Annotated in this window: 21 protein-coding genes and 1 other RNA gene; 10 read left to right on the top strand and 12 right to left on the bottom strand. The window is 38.1% G+C overall.

All coding sequences use genetic code 11. The features are described 5' to 3' along the window. Both RM545_RS14315 and ffs read right to left on the bottom strand, forming a co-directional pair. Positions 1-701 (bottom strand): SDR family oxidoreductase (locus tag RM545_RS14315; protein WP_311495968.1); only part of this gene is annotated, 701 nt, incomplete at its 3' end. 43 nt (positions 702-744) lie between these two features. Then, positions 745-843, bottom strand: an RNA gene (gene ffs / locus RM545_RS14310) — signal recognition particle sRNA small type. An 87-nt stretch (positions 844-930) separates the two neighbouring features. Between ffs and RM545_RS14305 the strand changes: the two genes are divergently transcribed. Further along, the gene (locus tag RM545_RS14305) at positions 931-1986 is read left to right on the top strand and encodes a glutaminyl-peptide cyclotransferase (RefSeq protein ID WP_311495967.1); all 1056 of its coding nucleotides are present in this window, start codon (positions 931-933) and stop codon (positions 1984-1986) included. Next, entirely contained in the window at positions 1987-2403 is a 417-nt protein-coding gene (locus tag RM545_RS14300; RefSeq protein ID WP_311495966.1) for an acyl-CoA thioesterase, read from the top strand. It abuts the gene before it with no gap. A 787-nt stretch (positions 2404-3190) separates the two neighbouring features. Here RM545_RS14300 and glyA read toward each other — a convergent pair. After that, the gene (glyA, locus tag RM545_RS14295; RefSeq protein WP_311495965.1) at positions 3191-4462 is read right to left on the bottom strand and encodes a serine hydroxymethyltransferase; all 1272 of its coding nucleotides are present in this window, start codon (positions 4460-4462) and stop codon (positions 3191-3193) included. 110 nt (positions 4463-4572) lie between these two features. On the opposite strand from glyA, the gene fahA reads away from it, so the two are divergent. Beyond that, on the top strand, positions 4573-5862 hold the full coding sequence (fahA, locus tag RM545_RS14290) for a fumarylacetoacetase (protein ID WP_311495970.1): 1290 nt from the start codon (positions 4573-4575) through the stop codon (positions 5860-5862). 58 nt (positions 5863-5920) lie between these two features. Here fahA and RM545_RS14285 read toward each other — a convergent pair whose 3' ends face one another. Both RM545_RS14285 and ytxJ read right to left on the bottom strand, forming a co-directional pair. Then, positions 5921-6136 (bottom strand): hypothetical protein, encoded by a 216-nt coding sequence (locus tag RM545_RS14285; RefSeq protein ID WP_311495964.1) that lies wholly within the window; start codon positions 6134-6136, stop codon positions 5921-5923. A gap of 115 nt (positions 6137-6251) precedes the next feature. Then, positions 6252-6650 carry a bacillithiol system redox-active protein YtxJ gene (gene ytxJ / locus RM545_RS14280; protein WP_311495963.1) on the bottom strand — a complete coding sequence of 133 codons (399 nt, stop codon included), beginning with the start codon at positions 6648-6650 and terminating at the stop codon, positions 6252-6254. 178 nt (positions 6651-6828) lie between these two features. Here ytxJ and clpB point away from each other — a divergent pair, with 178 nt between their 5' ends. Beyond that, positions 6829-9435 (top strand): ATP-dependent chaperone ClpB, encoded by a 2607-nt coding sequence (gene clpB, locus RM545_RS14275; protein WP_311495962.1) that lies wholly within the window; start codon positions 6829-6831, stop codon positions 9433-9435. A gap of 72 nt (positions 9436-9507) precedes the next feature. On the opposite strand, the gene RM545_RS14270 is transcribed toward clpB, so the two are convergent. Then, the gene (locus tag RM545_RS14270) at positions 9508-9693 is read right to left on the bottom strand and encodes a CsbD family protein (protein WP_311484343.1); all 186 of its coding nucleotides are present in this window, start codon (positions 9691-9693) and stop codon (positions 9508-9510) included. Positions 9694-9813: 120 nt separating this feature from the next. On the opposite strand from RM545_RS14270, the gene RM545_RS14265 reads away from it, so the two are divergent. After that, the gene (locus RM545_RS14265; protein WP_311495961.1) at positions 9814-10908 is read left to right on the top strand and encodes an esterase-like activity of phytase family protein; all 1095 of its coding nucleotides are present in this window, start codon (positions 9814-9816) and stop codon (positions 10906-10908) included. Between the two features lie 48 nt (positions 10909-10956). Then, on the top strand, positions 10957-11460 hold the full coding sequence (locus RM545_RS14260; protein ID WP_311495960.1) for a SixA phosphatase family protein: 504 nt from the start codon (positions 10957-10959) through the stop codon (positions 11458-11460). Positions 11461-11463: 3 nt separating this feature from the next. Here the strand turns inward: RM545_RS14260 and RM545_RS14255 are convergent, their stop codons facing one another. Beyond that, entirely contained in the window at positions 11464-12213 is a 750-nt protein-coding gene (locus RM545_RS14255) for a DUF6503 family protein (RefSeq protein WP_311495959.1), read from the bottom strand. Between the two features lie 142 nt (positions 12214-12355). Here RM545_RS14255 and smpB point away from each other — a divergent pair, with 142 nt between their 5' ends. Together smpB and RM545_RS14245 are read left to right on the top strand one after the other, a co-directional pair. Then, a complete protein-coding gene (gene smpB / locus RM545_RS14250; RefSeq protein WP_311484347.1) occupies positions 12356-12820 on the top strand; it encodes an SsrA-binding protein SmpB in 465 nt (154 codons plus the stop codon). A gap of 94 nt (positions 12821-12914) precedes the next feature. Further along, on the top strand, positions 12915-15380 hold the full coding sequence (locus RM545_RS14245; protein WP_311495958.1) for a DUF5686 and carboxypeptidase regulatory-like domain-containing protein: 2466 nt from the start codon (positions 12915-12917) through the stop codon (positions 15378-15380). 113 nt (positions 15381-15493) lie between these two features. Here RM545_RS14245 and RM545_RS14240 read toward each other — a convergent pair whose 3' ends face one another. The 4 genes from RM545_RS14240 to ruvX all read right to left on the bottom strand — a co-directional run bounded on the left by RM545_RS14240 (position 15494) and on the right by ruvX (position 17426). Continuing rightward, a complete protein-coding gene (locus RM545_RS14240) occupies positions 15494-15922 on the bottom strand; it encodes a DUF5606 family protein (RefSeq protein WP_311495957.1) in 429 nt (142 codons plus the stop codon). A gap of 57 nt (positions 15923-15979) precedes the next feature. Further along, on the bottom strand, positions 15980-16570 hold the full coding sequence (def, locus tag RM545_RS14235; protein WP_311495956.1) for a peptide deformylase: 591 nt from the start codon (positions 16568-16570) through the stop codon (positions 15980-15982). Positions 16571-16709: 139 nt separating this feature from the next. Further along, complete coding sequence (locus RM545_RS14230) at positions 16710-16976, bottom strand: four helix bundle protein (protein ID WP_311495955.1); 267 nt, start codon at positions 16974-16976, stop codon at positions 16710-16712. Between the two features lie 42 nt (positions 16977-17018). Next, positions 17019-17426, bottom strand: coding sequence for a Holliday junction resolvase RuvX (gene ruvX, locus RM545_RS14225; RefSeq protein ID WP_311495969.1), 408 nt, complete (start codon positions 17424-17426; stop codon positions 17019-17021). An 88-nt stretch (positions 17427-17514) separates the two neighbouring features. Here ruvX and RM545_RS14220 point away from each other — a divergent pair, with 88 nt between their 5' ends. Together RM545_RS14220 and RM545_RS14215 are read left to right on the top strand one after the other, a co-directional pair. Further along, entirely contained in the window at positions 17515-18330 is an 816-nt protein-coding gene (locus tag RM545_RS14220; protein ID WP_311495954.1) for a 2,3,4,5-tetrahydropyridine-2,6-dicarboxylate N-succinyltransferase, read from the top strand. 43 nt (positions 18331-18373) lie between these two features. After that, positions 18374-19426 (top strand): glycosyltransferase family 9 protein, encoded by a 1053-nt coding sequence (locus tag RM545_RS14215; RefSeq protein ID WP_311495953.1) that lies wholly within the window; start codon positions 18374-18376, stop codon positions 19424-19426. Here the strand turns inward: RM545_RS14215 and RM545_RS14210 are convergent. After that, positions 19404-20234 (bottom strand): glycosyltransferase family 2 protein, encoded by an 831-nt coding sequence (locus RM545_RS14210; protein WP_311495952.1) that lies wholly within the window; start codon positions 20232-20234, stop codon positions 19404-19406. The two genes, RM545_RS14215 and RM545_RS14210, sit on opposite strands and share 23 nt — an antisense overlap. Positions 20235-20245: the final 11 nt, after the last annotated feature.

Genomic DNA, 20245 nt, shown 5'->3' with positions numbered 1-20245 from the left:
GTCTGAATAACACGGTAAATAGCTTTTGCCATTAACTGCGGATCTTTCCCCGCATCTACATGTTCATTCATTAATTTTAGAGTACTCCCATACGGCTCCCTATACGGACTATCATCCCGAACCGGCGCATGATATCTTCCTGCAGCAATATTAGTAGCAAAATCACCGGGAGCGACATTGGTCATATTTATATTGAAATCTTTAAGCTCCATTCTGAATGCTTCGGTAGTTAACTCAAGTGCTCCCTTTGTAGCCGAATAGATTCCGCGGTAAGGCAAACCCATATAACCCGCAATAGAAGTAACATTAATGATAAGTCCACTCCTTTTCTTCCTCATATGTGGCAGCACCTCTTTAATTAAATTAAGAGGGCCAAAATAATTGGTATCAAAAGCCTTTCTTATTTCTTCATCCGGAGTTTCTTCTATTGGCCCTGTAATACCCACCCCGGCATTATTAATGAGAATATCTATTTTACCAGATTTTGAAATTACTTCTTCTACAGCGGCAACAATTGTTTCCCTTTTAGTAACATCTAAGGCCACAAGCGGTATCCTCGTATTCTGGATTTTATCAGGATTCCTACTGGTACCGTAAACTGTAAAATTTTTATCCTGAAGATATTCGGCAATCGACTTTCCAATCCCTGAAGATCCACCGGTAATAAGCACTACTTTTTGAGGGAGAGCATCTGTTTTCATAGGTCACAAAGATGCGATATTTATAGAAACTTGAAGATACAAAAAATGGCAAGTTACCCACATCACACCGCTACGACCGCCTACCCTTGCTGCGTTCCCGCCCTGGGGGATTCAGCAGGAGCTGGTTGTGTGGGACTTGCCGGTGCAAATATACAATCTTTAGTATTTCTGGCAAGGTTTTTTCGATAGGAAATAGTTAATTTAGACCAATATTTTACAGCTTATAAACATGAACAATTTTAAATTACTGACAATCTTAATTTTAAGCATTTCGTTTTTTTCCTGCGGAAGCAATTCTGATAAAAAATCTTCTGATTTTTCTCTAAGAACTTCAGAAAATAAAAAAGAATTTCAGCTTGGGGAGGAAGTACAGGTATCTGTTTTAAATCCTAAAAACAAGAATATAGATTCGGTCAGCTTTTATTTTGAAGGTGAAAAACTACAAGCCGAAAATGGAAATTTTCGAACCACCATTAATCTTAACGACTACAAATTGGGAAATCAACCTATAGAAGCTCATATTTTTACTGAAGGCGAAAAGCAGGAAGTAAGTAGTACCATCAAACTTTTTAATGACACAGCACCTGTTTCCTATACCTATGAAATTGTGAATTCTTACCCGCATGATCCCGAAGCTTACACACAGGGCCTCGAATTTTACAACGATACATTATATGAAAGCATCGGCCAGTATGGGAAATCCAACTTGAGAAAAACAGATCTTGAAACAGGAAAAGTTTACAACCAGATTAACCTGGATGACCAGTATTTTGGAGAAGGAATCACCATTTTAAATGGAAATATCTATCAGCTTACCTGGCGGGAAGGAGAAGGACTTGTTTATGACCTCAACAAATTTGAGGAAACAGGAACGTTTGCCTATAATGAAAGTAAAGAAGGATGGGGCCTGACCAACGATGGTGAAAAATTGTACAAGAGCGACGGAACAGAAAAAATTTGGATTCTTGATCCTGAAACCTTAACCGAAACAGATTTTATCCAGCCTGCCCATCATCGCGGACTATCTTCTAAACTGAACGAACTGGAATGGGTAGAAGGCAAAATTTATGCTAACACTTATCAGAAAGACGGCGTAGCCATTATTAACCCTGAAAATGGTGCTATTGAAGGTCTCATAGATTTTCGCGGACTAAGAGATAAAGTCACACAACACGATAAGCTGGACGTCCTCAACGGAATCGCCTATAACCCCAATTCTCAGAAACTTTATGTAACAGGAAAAAACTGGGATAAGATTTTTGAAGTTAATATTATAGAAAAATAGATGAGCCATAATCCGGATATTTTCGAGCTAAGAATAAAAGTAAAACCAGAACACCTGGATGAGCAACAGCATGTAAACAATGTGCAATATGTGCAATGGGTGCAGGATGTGGCAAAGGCACATTGGCTAAAAAAAGCTACGAAAGAACAACAGGAAGAAGTTTTTTGGGTGGTTATAGAACACCATATTAAATATAAACGCCAGGCTTTTCTTGATGAAGAATTAATACTGCACACTTTCGTTACAGAAACCACTCACGTAACTACTTTACGGCACGTCTTAATTAAGAATGCAGAAACCGGAAAGGCACTTGTTGAAGCAAAAACCACCTGGTGCCTTATGAAGAATGACACTAAGAAACCGGTGAAAATTTCTGATGAACTAAAAAGGCTGTTTTCCGTAGAAAGAAAGTCATAGGCTATACTTCGTCAAGCTCAGTGTGACTGAGGTCGATAAATTGCCATTTTAAAGGCACTCCCTTATTAGTCAGAGAAAAATTGGCCGGAAAAAAGTCAAAGGCGAAAAATGTCTATTTCCGACCTACAATGTTTCAGCAAAAAAAGCCTCAAAGACAAAATTCGATTTGTAAAATTTGAGCGGAGTCGGCGATTTATTGTACTATAAACAGAACACTTCGTCAAGCTCAGTGTGACCAGAGGACGGAAATTGCAATTTTAGAGGCACCTCTTTATTCTCAGTCAAACAATTCAGCAGGAAAAAAGTCATAGGCTAAAAATGCCAATTTTCGACCTGCGGTATTCCTGAAAAAAGGTTGCCAAAGAAAAATTTACTTTGTCAATTCGAGCGGAGTCGAGAATTATCAGGAGCTCGGCGTACACACCATCTCGACGCCGCTCGATGTGACATCTGAGGTACTAATTAAGATCGATATTCTTCATTTTCAACACATCTTATAATTCTATTCGGAAAGAAATTGAGCAGAATAAATTTCATGGGGTAAAAATGGCAATTTTTAACTTAATAATTTTCACCAAAAATTCACGAATATTTTCTAATTCTATAAATACCATACCACTCTTTTGAAATTATTCGTGAATTAGTGGCAGCTTCTTCTTCTCAATCTAAACATCGCTCCAAAATTGCCAATTTTCGACCTGCGGGTCAGGCTGAGCCTGTCGAAGCCCAACAAAAAAAGGATGCCCTTTCAGGACAACCTATTTATAATTCTATTTATTAGCCACTTTTACTGAAAAAGCGGTCTGCCGTGCATAAGAGAGTTCACTTCAGTTTTCACTTTAGCCAGTTCGGCATCATTTTCAATGTTATTTACAACCCGATCGACTAAATCTACAATTTTCGACATATCCTCCTCTACCAGTCCGCGGGTGGTAATTGCTGCGGTACCTATTCGAATTCCGGAAGTGACAAAAGGAGATTTATCATCAAAAGGAACCATATTTTTGTTAACAGTGATATCTGCTTTTGTTAAAGCTTCTTCAGCTTCTTTTCCGCTAACATTTTTATTTCTTAAGTCGATAAGCATACAGTGATTATCAGTTCCGCCAGAAATAATTTTATAGTCTTTTTCAACAAAAGCTTCAGCCATTTTCTTAGCATTCTTCTTCACCTGCACTGCATAATGCAAAAATTCATCGGTCAAAGCTTCTCCAAAAGCCACTGCTTTAGCAGCAATAATATGCTCTAAAGGTCCTCCCTGATTTCCGGGGAAGATTCCGCTGTTAAGCATTGCAGACATTTTTTTCAGATTTCCGTTTTTCAGCTTTTCGCCAAATGGATTATCAAAGTCTTTACCCATCATGATAATACCACCTCGTGGTCCACGAAGGGTTTTATGAGTAGTAGAAGTTACTATGTGGCAATGTGGAATAGGATCGCTTAAAAGACCTTTTGCAATTAGCCCCGCCGGATGAGCGATATCAGCGAAAAGAATAGCACCAATACTATCTGCAATTTCCCTAAACCTTTTATAATCTATTTCACGCGAATATGCTGAAGCACCGGCAATAATCATTTTCGGCTTTTCTTTTTCAGCAAGTTCAGCAACTCTATCATAATCTATGAGACCCGTTTCTTTATCTACTCCGTAAAAAACGGGGTTGTAAAGTCTTCCGGAGAAATTTACAGGAGAACCGTGGGTCAAATGCCCTCCGTGAGAAAGGTCAAAACCTAAAAATTTGTCACCGGGATTCATGCATGTAGCGAAAACTGCGGTATTTGCCTGGGAACCGGAATGTGGCTGCACATTGGCATATTCGGCTCCAAAAAGTTCTTTTAATCGATCAATAGCTAATTGCTCGACCTTATCTACCACCTCACATCCTCCATAATATCTCTTCCCGGGATAACCTTCTGCATACTTGTTTGTAAGTACAGATCCTGCTGCTTCCAGCACCTGCTCACTCACAAAATTTTCACTGGCAATAAGCTCTAAACCATTTAATTGACGTTCTTTTTCCTCTTGTATTAAATTAAAAATCTGGTTGTCTCGTTGCATTTCGAATTTTTTCGTTAAATATTCACCAAAAGTAATAAATACATTCCGTTAATTACAGGAAAATAATATATTTGAGTACATTAGATTTTAACAAAAAACCAAAAAATTCTATGCCAATTACTGCTAATGACCCGGGGCGAAAAACCTGGCTTGATATTCCCGAGGATACCGATTTTCCTATTCAGAATATCCCCTTTGGAGTTTTCCTTACAAGGGATGATATTATCACAATCGGTACCAGAATTGGAGATTATGCCATAGACCTGGGAGCTTTGCACCAACTTGGATATTTCGATGGGATTCCATTAACCGATGATATTTTTTTACAGGATACACTGAATGATTTTATTTCTGACGGAAAGAAAACATGGCGTCTTGTAAGAAATCGTATTGCCGATATTTTTGACGCTAAAAATTCTAAATTAAAAGATAACCAGGACCACAGAAACACAGTTCTTTTCACCCTCGACGAGATTGAAATGCAGATGCCGGTGCAGGTTGGAGATTATACCGATTTTTATTCCAGTAAAGAACATGCTACCAATGTAGGTTCTATGTTTCGTGATCCCGAAAATGCACTTCTACCTAACTGGCTTCATATTCCTGTAGGTTACCACGGAAGGAGTTCCTCTATAATTCCCAGCGGAATTCCGGTCCACCGCCCGAAAGGTCAAACAATGCCTGAAGGTGCAGATAGTCCGGTATTTGGCCCATCACAAAAAGTAGATTTTGAATTGGAAATGGCCTTTATTACCACCGATGCCAATCCTTTAGGAGAACCTATTCCGGTAGATGAAGCCGAAGATTATATTTTTGGAATGGTCGTATTTAACGACTGGAGTGCGAGAGATATTCAAAAATGGGAATATGTGCCGCTGGGTCCATTCCTGGCGAAGAATTTCGCCTCTTCTATCTCGCCATGGATCGTAACCATGGATGCACTTGAACCTTTTAGAACAAAAAGCCCGGAACCGGAAAAGGAACTGCTTCCTTATCTCCAGTACAAAGGCAAAAAGACATTCGACATTAATCTTGAAATTTCCATACAACCAGATAATGCTGAAGAAACGGTTGTTTCCAAAGCAAATTTCAAGGATCTTTACTGGAATATGAGTCAGCAACTAGCGCATCATACCGTAAATGGCTGCCCTGTAAATTCCGGCGATATGATGGCTTCCGGAACAATTTCAGGAACAGATAAAAATTCTTATGGATCTATGCTGGAACTTACCTGGAGCGGCAAGGAACCTCTTAAGCTAAACGGAGGTAGCGAGAGAAAATTTATTGAAGATAATGATACAGTTATTATGCGCGGATACTGCCAGAGTGAGGGTCGCAGGATAGGTTTTGGTGAAGTAAAAACCAAATTACTACCTGTCTTTGAACCAAAGAAGAAATAATTTTCAGTTTACACTAGATAAAAAAAGCTGCCAAAATTGGCAGCTTTTTTAATATATACTATTTCTCTTCTCCTTTTTTCAGATCCTGAAAGTCAGTATCACTTTCTCTTTCCGAATGCACTTCCGGAGTTTCATCTTTAGGATTTGACTCCAGCTCCTCTTCCTTTTTTTGGGTAGCGTCCTGGAATTCTTTCCGTGGACGATCCTTGTCAGCTTTCTTTATTGCATCAAACCTCTTTTCAAGTTCTTTTATATCAATCTCTTTATCAACCATAATTTTATTATTGTTTATAGGATGAATTTACAAATGATGAAAAACTATTCCGATGAGATTAATAATGTTTAACAATAGATATTAAAATATTGAAAAAGTTTTTCAGAAACAGATGCTAATTTAAGTGGTTTTCCAACGTTTCGGCCTGAATACTTTGGTGAGATGAATGATGCACTACCTTCCCACTTTTTAAAATAATTAACTGCGGACTTTCATGACGCACGCTAAAACGTGAGGCAATATCGTTGGAGATATTCCTGTGGTTGAGAAGATCCAGAAAATAAAGCTTTACATCGTTATACTCTTCTTTATAATCTGATTCGAATTGCTTCAAAACCATCCTGCTTATTCCACAGCGTGTAGAATGCTTCAAAATAGCCACAGCATGATCTGCAGACTCTTTTTGGATATCGTCCAGTTGTTCAATGGATGTGAGTTCATTCCATGGGACTTTTTTCACTTCATCTTTAGCTATATCGCGCTCACTCTTAAATACTTTATCAAATATTCCCATAGGTTTCTCTTTTACGTAAAATTAATTCTTAATAACTTTATTAGCAATCATAGTGCCTCTTTTTAATAAAACTTAACAGAAGACGTCTTTTTGTCGCTTATTTCCTTAAAACAACTGTCATTTTGTCTTGTTTTTCATTGGGTACATAAATTGCTATTTCTGAAGAAAAACAAATACGATGAATTTCAATAACTATACTATAAAATCACAGGAGGCCATCCAGCAGGCACAACAGCTTGCTCAGGAAATGGGCCATCAGCAAATAGAGAACGAACATATTTTTAAAGCCATCACCAAAGTTGATGAAAATGTAACTCCGTTCCTGCTGAAAAAACTGAACATTAATGTTAGCCTGTTTAACCAGATCCTGGATAATACGCTGCAAAGTTTTCCGAAGGTAAGCGGTGGCGATATCATGCTTTCCAGGGAAGCGGGAAAAACAGTTAACGAAGCGTCTATTGTTGCAAAAAAAATGAACGATGAGTATGTTTCTGTCGAGCACCTGATTTTGGCAATTTTCAAGTCTTCCAGTAAAGTTGCACAGATTCTAAAAGACCAGGGAGCAACAGAAAAAGGATTAAAAGCAGCCATTGAAGAATTACGCAAAGGAGATCGCGTTACTTCTCAAAGTGCAGAAGAAACTTACAATTCTTTAGATAAGTACGCTAAAAACCTGAATCAGCTTGCGGAAGAAGGTAAACTGGATCCGGTGATTGGCAGAGATGAAGAGATACGCCGAATTTTGCAAATATTGTCCCGAAGAACAAAAAACAACCCAATGTTGGTGGGAGAACCGGGAACAGGAAAAACAGCAATAGCCGAAGGTCTCGCCCATAGGATTGTAGATGGTGATATTCCTGAAAACCTTAAAGACAAGCGCATTTATTCCCTGGATATGGGAGCCTTAATAGCCGGTGCAAAATATAAAGGAGAATTTGAAGAAAGGCTAAAAGCTGTAATTAAAGAAGTAACCGGCAGCGATGGAAACATTGTCCTGTTTATAGATGAAATACATACTCTTGTGGGTGCCGGTGGCGGCCAGGGAGCAATGGATGCAGCTAATATTTTAAAACCTGCACTTGCCCGCGGAGAATTACGTGCAATAGGAGCAACCACTTTGGATGAGTATCAGAAGTATTTCGAAAAAGATAAAGCTCTTGAGAGACGTTTTCAAAAAGTAATTGTAGAAGAGCCCGATGTGGAAAGCGCCATTTCTATTCTGCGTGGAATTAAAGAGAAATATGAAACTCACCATAAGGTTAGGATTAAGGATGAAGCCATTATTGCGGCTGTAGAACTATCTCAGCGCTATATTACCAACAGGTTTTTGCCAGATAAGGCAATAGACCTGATGGACGAAGCTGCTTCTAAATTAAGAATGGAGATCAACTCCAAACCTGAGGAACTGGATGTTCTTGACCGTAAGATTATGCAGCTGGAAATAGAAATTGAAGCAATTAAACGTGAAAAAGACGAGTCTAAGCTTAAAATACTCAGGGCAGATCTCGCAAATCTTAAAGAAGAGCGCAATGAATTAAATGCGCAGTGGAAAAACGAAAAGGAACTGGTTGATAATATTCAGAATACAAAATCTGATATTGAAAACTTCAGACTTGAAGCTGAAAGAGCAGAGCGCGACGGCGATTATGGAAAAGTAGCGGAAATACGTTATGGTAAAATAAAAGAAGCGCAGGAGAAACTGGAAAAACTTCAGCAGAGCGTAGCCGAAAGGCAAGATGGAAAATCCCTGATCCAGGAGGAAGTCACTAACGATGATATTGCAGAGGTCGTGGCAAAATGGACCGGGATTCCGGTTACTAAAATGCTGCAAAGTGAGAGGGAAAAGCTTCTTAAGCTGGAAGACGAACTCCACAAAAGGGTCGTTGGGCAGGAAGAGGCGATCCAGGCGGTTAGTGATGCGGTAAGACGAAGCAGGGCCGGATTGCAAGATCAAAACAGGCCGATAGGCTCCTTCCTCTTTCTTGGTACAACCGGGGTAGGTAAAACAGAACTTGCAAAAGCCCTGGCAGAATACCTGTTTGATGACGAAGCTGCGATGACACGGATTGATATGAGCGAATACCAGGAAAGGCACTCTGTAAGCCGTCTCGTAGGTGCCCCTCCTGGTTATGTTGGTTATGATGAAGGCGGGCAGTTAACAGAGGCTGTGAGAAGAAAGCCGTATTCTGTAGTCCTGCTTGATGAAATTGAAAAAGCACATCCAGATACTTTTAACATCCTTCTTCAGGTCCTTGATGAAGGAAGGTTGACGGATAATAAAGGACGCCTTGCAGACTTTAAAAACACGATAATCATAATGACTTCTAACATGGGAAGCCAGATTATCCAGGAGAAGTTTGAAGCCATAAAAGATCCTGATACAGCCATGGAATCTGCGAAGACTGAAGTTCTGGGATTGCTGAGACAAACAGTGCGTCCTGAATTTATAAACAGAATTGATGATATTGTTATGTTTAGTCCGCTAACGCAAAAAGACATTCGTAAAATTGTAGATTTTCAGTTACGCGGAGTTAAAAAGATGCTGGCGAAGCAAAATATCGTACTGGATGCCACAGACGATGCGATTAAATATCTCGCCTCCCGTGGTTTCGATCCACAATTTGGGGCAAGGCCGGTTAAGCGGGTTGTTCAGCGGGAAGTTCTGAATAAGCTTTCTAAAGAAATCTTAGCAGGCAAAATAAATGCAGATAGTATTATCCTGCTGGACGAATTTGACGGTATCCTGGTGTTTAGAAATCAGGAGCAATTAGCAGAAAGCGAATAAATCTTGAGAATATTTTTTAACAAAAAAGGCTGCAGATATCTGCAGCCTTTTTCGATAATGGTAAAATTTCAACTACCACTTATCAATTTCTGTTCTTAATTCTTCTTTGCTTTTGCCGGTTCGCTCTTGCAGGCGTCCCAGCATCTCATCAAATTTGCCTTCGGTATAAGTGGCGTCATCATCGGTCACTTTACCGTATTTCTGCTTAAATTCTCCACGAATCTGTTTCCATTTACCTTCAACTCTATCATCATTCATAATCTTTGATTTTAAATTAATACTAACATTAAAAATACAATTAGAAAACCTTCTATTCTCTCAACAAACCGCCATTTTTATCTTAATGATTTGTTATTTTTACTGCTAAAAAGAAAACCTATGAGAAGCTTAGCCAGCCTTGCTTTTGCCCTGTTACTCATGGGCTGCGCCACGACAAGAAGAATTAATAATGACCAGGCAAGCTTAAAGTTTCTCGATGATTTTGTTTTGGATGCAGACTTAAAAGTTGACGGTACTAAAGTGGGAGGCCTCTCCGGAATAGATTTCAGTAATGGCAAATATTATATTATTTGTGATCAACCTTCTAATCCCAGGTTCTACATTGCAGATATAAAATTAAATGGATTCTCTATAGATACGGTTAGCATTGAGAATGTAGTAACTATGCAGCAGCCTGAAGCTCCCGAAAACCTTTATCTTGACCTGGAATCCATTAGATTTCAACCCGAATCGAATACGGTAATGATTAGCAGTGAAGGTAGTATCGACAAGGGAAGAGACCCCGGAATCTTTAGATTCTCAGCAAATGGTGAATTTATTGAAGGATATACCATCCCGGATTATTTTTTAGCTTCAGGAGAACAAAAACCACGTAATAATGGTGTTTTTGAAGGGATGACTAAAAGTGTTGATTCTGAAGGTTATTGGGTCGCGACAGAATTGCCGCTGGAAAAAGACGGGCCTAAACCAAAGCTGTTCCCGACAAATTCACCCGTGCGTTTCACTCTGTATAATTCCGAAGAAAATAAAGCGGTAAAACAATTTGCCTACAAGCTGGATGGTATTTCGAAAATTCCTTTTCTGTACTTTGCTGTAAATGGTGTTACTGAAATCCTGGAATACGAAAAGGAAAAATTCCTAGTGCTGGAACGGTCCTTTTCTGCGGGACACGGCACTAATAGTAATACCGTGAAAATATTTGCCGCAAATGCCCAAAACGCCACAAATACGTTGAAAATAAACCGACTCCGAAAATCTGACTATCGATTTGCGGATAAAGAACTTATTTTTAACTTCAAATCTGTAAAAAAGCAGCTTTCTGAAGAAATAATAGATAATATTGAAGGGATGTGCTTCGGCCCTGTTCTTCCTAACGGGAATCGTTCTCTCGTTTTAATTTCTGATAATAACTTTAATAGCTTTGGAAAACAGCTCTCACAGATCATTCTTCTTGAAATAGAACATCTAAATTAGGTGCAACTAATCCTGAAGAATTTCAGTTTCAATTACAACCATAATATTATGAAATACCTTCTTTTAATTTCAGTCCTTCTCTTTGCCTCCTGTGCAGGAATAAAAAATGATGATTCCGTGACGACATATTACTTTATTCGCCATGCCGAAAAAAGTACTATAGATCCGGCAAATGAAGATCCGGAACTTACAGAAGCAGGAAGAACACGAGCTGAAAAATGGGCGGAAATTTTCAGGAAAATAGATTTTGATCTTATTTACAGCTCTCAGTATAAACGTACCGTGAATACTGCCACACCAATTGCTGAATCTCAGGATAAGGAAATCAAATATTTTAATACGCAAAAGCTCAATGATCAGCAATTTCAGAAAGAAACCAGGGGGAAAACTGTTTTGGTGGTTGGGCACAGCAATTTAAATCCGGAATGGGTAAATTACATTCTGAAAGAGGAGAAATATTCCAATATCCCAGAAGATGAGTATGGCAGTCTTTTTATTGTTACCATACATCCAAACGGGAGCAGAACTTCCCAGGTGCTTTACATTAATTAGAAGCTACTCTATAAGTTCCACTTCAATATCTTCATTAATGATTTTTGAAACCAGGCTGAGCTCACCCGCGGTATAAAGACTATCCAATTTCTTTAAGTCTACCCCGGCGTCCCTGTACTTAAAATTCTCGTAATCAACAAAACGAATACCATTAATCACTCTTGGATTTATTGCTTTTCGAAATCTCACGCCCCCTCCGTTAACTTCAAAATTATAAGCAAGATAATCTACGGTAAAAATATCTTCATTAATCCAGTACAAATATTCATCTTCATGATCGCTTCCATTTGTCCCCGCCTCAAACGTAACTTTAATTTCGTAATATCCTTTGCCGTTAATAGTATCGCGGCCAACTAATTTTTTATTAACTCCCGGATCGTTAAGACCAAAAGGTAATTGCAAAAAATAATGAACAGAATTCACGCTGTTACTCACAGAATTTATAATCGAATCTGCCACTTTAACAACAGAATCATTTCTAAACCTTATAAGTCCGTTGTTAGAAAGTAGGTCACGGGTTTTAGAGCCTAAAGAATCGATAACTAAGCGCTCTAGTTCAAATTCGTCGTTATTGCGGATACTTTTATAAGAAACATTTCTAAAGTTGAAGTTTATACGGGCCCTTTGGTAGTTCTCCCCACCTGCAATTTCAATTGCTTTATTTACCACCTCCTGTGCATCACTTTCTTCATTCGATTCCTTACAGGAAAAAAATACTAATACTATAATTAAAACGGTAAACCTATATTTCATAAAACTTCCAAATTGCAGCAAAGATAGCCATTTACAGGGGATTTATATCATCCTTAAAAACATCAAAATACTTAGCTGATTGCTGAATTTTAAAGAAACATTATAAGCTTTTCTAAATAAAGCTTCCTATTTTTGCAGGTCTATGAAGAATTCTAACACCATCAACATAAAAAACCGAAAGGCGAAATTTGAATATGAATTTCTCGATAAATACATCGCGGGAATTCAGCTTGCAGGGACTGAGATTAAGGCAATTCGCCAGGGAAAAGCCTCTATTGCCGAAAGCTTTTGCGAATTTCAAAATCACGAGCTTTTTGTAATTAATATGCATGTTGAGGAATATTCCCATGCCACTCATTTTAATCATAATCCCAAAAGTGAGCGGAAGTTACTTCTTCAGAAAAGGGAACTGCGGAAATTGGAAAAAGAAGTAAAGAATTCGGGTTTAACAATCATTCCGTTACGATTGTTTATTAACGACCGCGGACTGGCAAAAATCCAGATCACCCTTGCTAAAGGTAAAAAGATATACGACAAGAGGGAGACCATCAAAAACCGTGAGAGCAAGAGAAAACTGGACCGTATCAAAAAAGAATTCAATTCATAAAATATTTACAGGTACAGTCTGAAGCTCCAATCAACAAATTTACTCACCTAAACTGTAAACTTTTTTCTTATTTTGCGGCCTCAAATCACACTACATGTACAGGCTGCTTTTACTTTTTTTTCTTCTAATTTCTTCGTCTTCAGTATTAGCACAAATCACCGGAAAAGTTACCGATAACAGCGGCGAAGCTTTGCCCTATGTAAATGTATATACCGATAATGGGCATTTTGGGACCACCACCAATGAGAACGGATTTTATAGTCTAAAGACTTCCAATCCCGGAACTTATCATCTTATTTTTCAGTTTCTGGGCTATAAAAGCCTAAAAAAGGAGGTAAATGTTCAAAAATTTCCCTTTGAACTGAATATTTCAATGGAAGAAGAGACCACAAGTCTTTCTGAAGTTACCGTAGATGCCAATGAAAATCCGGCAAATGCCATTATTCAGAATGCCATCGATTTTCGGAAGGAAAATGCGGCAAAAGTTGAAGAATATACTGCAGATTTCTATTCCCGCGGACTCTGGAGGATCAAAAATGCACCCGAAAAGATTTTGGGACAGGAAATTGGCGATTTAGGCGGTGGTCTAGATTCTACCCGTAGCGGAATTGTGTATTTAAGTGAAACCATTTCTGAAATTTCATATAGAAAACCAGGTGATTTTAAAGAAAAGATCATTGCTTCAAAAGTAAGTGGCAACGACAATGGTTTCAGCTTAAACTCTGCCCAGGAAGCTTATTTTTCCTTCTACAAAAATACTATTGAGATTAATAGCCATATCGTTTCCCCGATTGCAGATTATGCATTTAATTACTATAATTATAAGCTGGAAGGCACATTTTATGATGATAATGGGCATTTAATCAATAAGATCAAAGTTACTCCCAAACGGTCGGAAGATCGTGTATTTTCAGGATATATTTATATTGCAGAGGACTTTTGGCAAATTTTTGGCGTAGAGCTTAAGACCACGGGAAAAGCCATCCAGGTTCAACCAATAGAAACCCTTCAGTTTAAGCAGAATTATAAATTTTCTGAAGAAAACGAGTTCTATATTCAGATTTCCCAAACGGTGGACTTTGAATTTGCCATGTTCGGGATTGCAGGTGACGGAAGGTTTACTGCAGTTTACAGTAATTACAATTTTGAACCCGAGTTTGACAAACGGAGTTTTGGCAAAGAAGTACTCGCTTTTGCCCCGGCAGCAAATAAAAAGGATTCTTTGTTCTGGAAAAACCTGAGACCGGTCCCGCTTACTTCCGAAGAAAAGAATGACTACATAAAGAAAGACAGTATTCAGGAGAAAAAGCAGTCCCGGCAATACCTTGATTCTATTGATGCCGCAAGGAACAAATTTCAGTTTACAGATCCTTTAATGGGTTATACTTACCGCAATTCGTATAAGAAAAGGATGTTCAGTATTAGTTCTCCCTTATTTGGTGTTAAATTCAATACCGTACAGGGCTGGAATACTTCAGTAGATGTGGAATTTCAGCAAAACAACGTTGATAATGATACCAAATACTGGCGCATCTTTTCTGAATTAAACTATGGCCTGGCCGAAGAGCGATTCAGAATAAACGGAGGATTTGAGAAAAAATTTAATGATATTAACAATGCTCGTCTGAAAATTACCGGTGGTGTTGAAACTGCTCAAATTAATACCCGCGAACCTATTACGAGATTGATAAACAGCATTGCCACGCTATATTTTGAAAGAAATTATATGAAGTTATACGAACGCTCCTTTGCGGAAATAGAATATGAGCAGGAGATAGTTAACGGATTTGACTTCTCCGGAAATTTATCTTTTGAAGAGCGCACACCCTTAACCAATACCACAGATTATGTTTTTATAGCCCGGGATGATGTGGAATATACTTCCAACAATCCCCTAGCGCCCAATGATTTTGGTTCTGTTCCTTTTGAAGAACACCAAATCTTTAAATTAAACATTCTTGGGGAAATTAATTTTGGACAAAAGTATATGAGTTATCCGGACAGGAAATACAACATCCCGAATGAGAAATATCCAAAAGTGTACCTCGCTTACGAAAAAGGATTTGGGTCTGATACTGAAAATTACAATTTTGATCAATTTAAAGCGCTTGTGACGCAGCAAATAAGCCTGGGAAATAAAGGAGAATTTGGATACAGCGCCAGCGGAGGTACTTTTTTAAATGCTGAAGATATTGCTTTTGTAGACTACCAGCATTTTAACGGAAACCAGACCAGGATTGGCTTTGGAAGCTATCTGCAGACTTTTAACCTGCTCCCGTATTACGCGCTGAGTACAAACCAGACTTATGCAGAAGGACATTTGGAACATAATTTCCAGGGATGGATTTTGGGTAAAATCCCTTTTTTAAACAAACTGAATTACAACCTTATTCTGGGTGCTCACGCACTTTACACTCAGGAAAACAAGCCTTATTCAGAATATTCTGTGGGTATAGATAACCTCGGATTTGGCAAATATCGGTTCTTAAGGCTGGATTACGTAGTCTCTAACCAGGATGGAAACCGGGACGGGGCATTTATCTTCGGATTAAAATTTTGATGCACTATCCTACCAATGCCGAAAAATGGCAAAAAAAGAGCCGGACAAAAGTTTTGAATTCATTCAAGGAAATTCAAATTTAGGTCCGGCCAGTAAAATATTTTAAGTAAGATCTATTCTTCTTCGTCCTTAGTTTTGTTTTCGGCGGCAGATTCTTTAGAAAAATCTGTAAAGCCATTTTTAATCAACAGGTTGTACCACTGGATGATCTTCTTTATATCACTGGCATAAACCCTGTCCACATCATACTCCGGAAGAACTTCAGCAAAGTAATCCTCCAGTTTTGCTTTGGAAGCTTTATGGTCTATTGCCTCTCCTCCATCTTCCTTTTCTTTTATCTTCTGAAGCACCTCGCCTAACGGAACTTCTTCAGTATAAGTGTAAATAGCAATTTCACTAAGTACGCTTACATTGTGACGTAAGTTTACAGATATTTTTTTTCCGTCAACGATAGAAGTTGCTATAAACCCTCCGCGAGTTTGTGCATTCATCTCATATAATCCCGGTTTACCTGAGATTGCCAGTATTTTTTCTAAACCCATAGTTCTTTTTCAATTTCGGTGGCAAATATGATATTACTGCCCCAATTATCAAAATGATTATCTGCCTTTTTTCATCTCCGGAAAACGCATCTTATACTCGATCTTGATTTTTCCTTTTGAAATATTGCTGAGCTTGCTTTTTATAAGTCGTTTTTTAAGGCTGGAAAGCTTATCTGTAAACAAAATTCCTTCAATGTGATCGTATTCATGCTGAATCACTCTCGCCGCTAACCCGGAATAGCTTTCCTTGTGTGTATTGAAATTTTCGTCCTGATACTCGATCACAATATCCGGTTTTCTAAAAACGTCTTCTCTTACTTCCGGAATACTCAAACAACCTTCATTAAAACCCCATTCCTCACCTTCTTCCTGAATAATTCTAGGATTAATAAATACCTTTCTAAGGTTTAAAAGCTGTTCCTTCTCCTTCTCATCCAATTCCTCATCTTCTGCAAATGGTGCAGGATCTATCATGAACATCCTTACCGGAATTCCAACCTGTGGCGCGGCCAGTCCCACTCCGTAAGCGTTGTACATTGTGTCCCACATATTATTTATTAATTCTTCCAGCTTGGGAAAATCTTCAGGAATTTCTTTCGCTTTTTTCCTCAAAACCGGATCTCCATAAGCTACAATAGGTAAAATCATTTTTAAATGTTTATTGTTAAAGGTCTAATGTTAAGTAACCTTCTGTATCACTCTCTTTTATTAGTTTTCTCTGCTGTTCTACGTGAAGAAACAAAAATAGCAGTTAATTCTCTTCCTTCTTTTAATGCCGATTCAAATTCTATACCTGTCGCCAATTTTCCTCTTTAAGAAACTCCATCCAAAAAACACATTCGTCGGCTTCTTCAATAACAATACTTAATTTCGAGATAAAAGCTTTTTTGCTCTGGCCCAAACTGGCAGCTCTATAGTTTGCAGCTACTGAAGTTGAGGACCTTATTAACTGATGCTTAATATGCCTTCCTAAAGCAGATTCCGGCAACGAAAGGGCAATTTTCACACATAAATGTGCAAAATCTTTAGAACGTAATTTAAGATCTCTCAGCATTGAGAATGACTTTTCTATTAAACCTTAAGCCTTTAACCCTAATCATTTATACAAATAAGATTGTAAAATAATCGTTGCACTAATTTCGTCAACAAGTGCTTTATCTTTTCTCTTTTTCTTGGACATTCCGCTATCGATCATACTCTGAAAAGCCATTTTAGAGGTAAAACGCTCGTCTACTCTTTTCATTTGCATCTGCGGAAATTTTTCAGAAAACTTTTTTAAAAACTCCTGGATATAAACTTCACTTTCTGAAGCTGAATTATCCATTTGCCGGGGCTCCCCAATTAAAACAAGCTCTACATTCTCTGATTTAAAATAGTTTTCCAGATAAGGCAGTAATTCTTTGGTAGCAACTGTGGCGAGACCTGAAGCAATAATTTGCATCTCATCTGTAACCGCAATACCTGTGCGCTTTACTCCATAATCCAGTGCCAAAATCCTTGCCATATCAAAAATTTGCACAAATGTAAGGTTTATATCACTATGCATCCAAAATTTAGCCATAAGCTGTTATATTTGCGGAAAACATTTAAGAATGGATCAATTACAAGCAAAAATTACAGAAGCCTGGGAGAACCGGGACTTACTTCAAAATAAAGAAACAACAGATGCCATACGTGAGGTCATTGAACTACTTGACCAGGGAAAGCTGAGAACAGCGGAGCCAACAGCAGACGGCTGGCAGATAAATGAATGGGTTAAAAAAGCAGTTGTATTGTACTTCCCAATTCAGAAAATGGAAACCCTGGAAGCAGGTATTTTTGAATATCACGACAAAATGCCTTTAAAAAGAGGTTATAAAGAAAAAGGAATCCGTGTGGTTCCTAATGCGGTTGCACGGCATGGTGCTTATATTTCCAGCGGAGTAATTATGATGCCCAGCTATGTAAATATTGGTGCATATGTAGATGAAGGCACTATGGTGGATACATGGGCTACGGTAGGAAGTTGTGCACAGATTGGCAAAAATGTACATTTAAGCGGTGGTGTTGGAATTGGCGGAGTTTTAGAACCACTACAGGCCGCTCCGGTCATTATTGAAGACAATGCTTTTTTAGGCTCCAGAAGTATCGTGGTAGAAGGGATTCGCGTAGAAAAAGAAGCTGTACTTGGTGCAAATGTAGTACTTACAGGTTCTACAAAAATTATTGATGTTACAGGAGATGAGCCAAAACAGTTTAAAGGTTATGTGCCGGCAAGATCTGTGGTGATCCCTGGTAGTTATACTAAAAAATTCCCGGCAGGTGAATATCAGGTACCATGTGCTCTTATTATTGGAAAAAGAAAAGAAAGCACGAACAAAAAAACATCACTTAATGATGCTCTAAGGGAGTACAGCGTTGCTGTGTAACCATGAAATAATCTTATAAAGAAGATAACCCGGGAGAATAAGGATGAAGATTTTAATTATTCAGAATAAAAGAATTGGTGACGTATTATTGGCGTCAATTATACCCAACAATTTGAAGAAAAAATATCCGAATTCGGTTATCTTCTTTCTCTGCTATGATTATGCTGCACCAGTATTGGAGAACAATCCGAATATTGACCATATTATCGCTGTAAAGGAGAAGGAATTAAAGCAGATCAAAAATCTTATTAGTACGGCGTCCTACATTAAAGATGAGAAATTTGATGTAATTATAGATCCATATGTCAAATTTCAAAGTCAGTTCCTGAGCCTGTTTAGCAATGCAAAAAAGCGCATTAGTTATCAAAAAAAGACATTGCCACTCGCCTACACCCACAAAATTCCTATTCTCGCAGAACAGGACTCTCCTTTTGGAAAAGCAATAGATGACAGAATCAATTTAATAAAATGTCTGGATGGGGAAGTAGAAATTGAAGCAGCTCCAAAATTGTTTCTAACCGAAGAAGAAAAGAAAGAAGGTGCAACTTTTTTGCAGCCTTTAAATAAAAACAGGAAAACCATTATGTTTGGGATCCTGGGGAGTGATGCTTCCAAATCGCTTCCTGTCTCCTATACTGCAGAAATTATTAATTATTTAATTGATAATTACGACGTAAATATTATTTTCAATTATATCCCATCCCAAAGATCAAGTGTAGATAAAATCTTAGCAGAAGTCAAAACTTCAGATAAGATCTACCCGGACATCTTCGGAAAAAGCCTGAGGGATTTTATTAAGATCATCTACCACTGTGACGGTATGATTGCAAATGAAGGAGGCAGTATACACATAGCAAAAGCCTTTAAAAAAGCTACTTTTACCATTTTTTCACCATATATTGTAAAGGAATTCTGGGCAACATTCGAGAATGAACCTCAAAACCAGTCGATACATCTAAAGGATGTAAAACCTGAATTGTTTGCAGGAAAGAGTAAAAAAGAACTTTATAAGCAAAGCTCATCTTTATACCACGAATTTACACCAGATTATATTCTGCCACAGATTAACGAATTCATGAAGAAGAATTCTTTTTAATCCCGGAAGCCGTTGTGGTACTTTTTTGATCGCGGGTAGCTTTTCTTATCGCAAGGTTCTTATCTATTGAAACCTGATTCTTATAACCGCGTGAGTGATCCAGGTGCAGGCAAATCGCGCTGTATCTAATCTGCTTAGCACGAATTCCAAAATTCATCAGTCGTTCCCCAAGCTCCCTGTCCTGTCCCCCGTACTGCATTCTTTCATCAAAACCGTTTACTTCCAGAATATCTTTTTTCCAACCCGAAGAGTTATGACCATTCCATGTTGCTGAAGTAGGCGTTAATAAATTCAGTATCCAGCTCTTAAATCCATGAGCATCAATTTTATTATTCTTAAATGAAGAAGAAAGTCCGTTCTTTTTTAGCCATTTTAAGTTGAAACAGTGTCCTGTTAATATATCTTCCTTCTCGATTTTTTGGGAAAGGTCCATAGGAAGTTTAAAATAACCGCCGCTTAAAAAATAGCCGTAAGTCCTGTATTTCACATGCTTCTCAATAAAATCTTCGCGCACAATGCAATCCCCGTCACTCATCACAATATAGTCGCTCTCTGTAGCTACAATTGCTTTATTCAGAATTTCGGATTTTTGAAAGCCCCTGTCCGGGTGCCATACATGTTTTATCGGAATTTCAGTCTTTGATTTAAATTCTTCAATAAGAGCTTTTGTTCCTTCTCCTGAACCATCGTCTGCAATTACTATTTCAAAATTTCGGTAGGTTTGAACGGTATAACTCCATAGAACTTTCTTCAACCATTCTTCAGCATTATACGTACTTAAAATTACCGATGTATCAATAGCCTTCATTAAAATTGGAT

Origin of the sequence: Autumnicola lenta (genome assembly GCF_031846515.1) — a bacterium.
Classification (GTDB): Bacteria; Bacteroidota; Bacteroidia; order Flavobacteriales; family Flavobacteriaceae; genus Autumnicola; species Autumnicola lenta.
This window is presented reverse-complemented; position numbering and strand designations above follow the sequence as displayed.

Bases quoted from the DNA above. Each gene is read 5' to 3' on its own strand.
- ytxJ (WP_311495963.1), bottom strand. From the start codon at position 6,650: ATGGGAATATTTGATAAAGTATTTAAGAGTGAGCGCGATATAGCTAAA.
- RM545_RS14265 (WP_311495961.1), top strand. From the start codon at position 9,814: ATGAGAAGCTTAGCCAGCCTTGCTTTTGCCCTGTTACTCATGGGCTGC.
- fahA (WP_311495970.1), top strand. From the start codon at position 4,573: ATGCCAATTACTGCTAATGACCCGGGGCGAAAAACCTGGCTTGATATT.
- RM545_RS14240 (WP_311495957.1), bottom strand. From the start codon at position 15,922: ATGGGTTTAGAAAAAATACTGGCAATCTCAGGTAAACCGGGATTATAT.
- glyA (WP_311495965.1), bottom strand. From the start codon at position 4,462: ATGCAACGAGACAACCAGATTTTTAATTTAATACAAGAGGAAAAAGAA.
- smpB (WP_311484347.1), top strand. From the start codon at position 12,356: ATGAAGAATTCTAACACCATCAACATAAAAAACCGAAAGGCGAAATTT.
- def (WP_311495956.1), bottom strand. From the start codon at position 16,570: ATGATTTTACCTATTGTAGCTTATGGAGATCCGGTTTTGAGGAAAAAA.
- RM545_RS14255 (WP_311495959.1), bottom strand. From the start codon at position 12,213: ATGAAATATAGGTTTACCGTTTTAATTATAGTATTAGTATTTTTTTCC.
- RM545_RS14300 (WP_311495966.1), top strand. From the start codon at position 1,987: ATGAGCCATAATCCGGATATTTTCGAGCTAAGAATAAAAGTAAAACCA.
- clpB (WP_311495962.1), top strand. From the start codon at position 6,829: ATGAATTTCAATAACTATACTATAAAATCACAGGAGGCCATCCAGCAG.
- ruvX (WP_311495969.1), bottom strand. From the start codon at position 17,426: ATGGCAAGGATTTTGGCACTGGATTATGGAGTAAAGCGCACAGGTATT.
- RM545_RS14260 (WP_311495960.1), top strand. From the start codon at position 10,957: ATGAAATACCTTCTTTTAATTTCAGTCCTTCTCTTTGCCTCCTGTGCA.
- RM545_RS14215 (WP_311495953.1), top strand. From the start codon at position 18,374: ATGAAGATTTTAATTATTCAGAATAAAAGAATTGGTGACGTATTATTG.
- RM545_RS14210 (WP_311495952.1), bottom strand. From the start codon at position 20,234: ATGAAGGCTATTGATACATCGGTAATTTTAAGTACGTATAATGCTGAA.
- RM545_RS14220 (WP_311495954.1), top strand. From the start codon at position 17,515: ATGGATCAATTACAAGCAAAAATTACAGAAGCCTGGGAGAACCGGGAC.
- RM545_RS14305 (WP_311495967.1), top strand. From the start codon at position 931: ATGAACAATTTTAAATTACTGACAATCTTAATTTTAAGCATTTCGTTT.
- RM545_RS14245 (WP_311495958.1), top strand. From the start codon at position 12,915: ATGTACAGGCTGCTTTTACTTTTTTTTCTTCTAATTTCTTCGTCTTCA.
- RM545_RS14230 (WP_311495955.1), bottom strand. From the start codon at position 16,976: ATGCTGAGAGATCTTAAATTACGTTCTAAAGATTTTGCACATTTATGT.
- RM545_RS14270 (WP_311484343.1), bottom strand. From the start codon at position 9,693: ATGAATGATGATAGAGTTGAAGGTAAATGGAAACAGATTCGTGGAGAA.
- RM545_RS14285 (WP_311495964.1), bottom strand. From the start codon at position 6,136: ATGGTTGATAAAGAGATTGATATAAAAGAACTTGAAAAGAGGTTTGAT.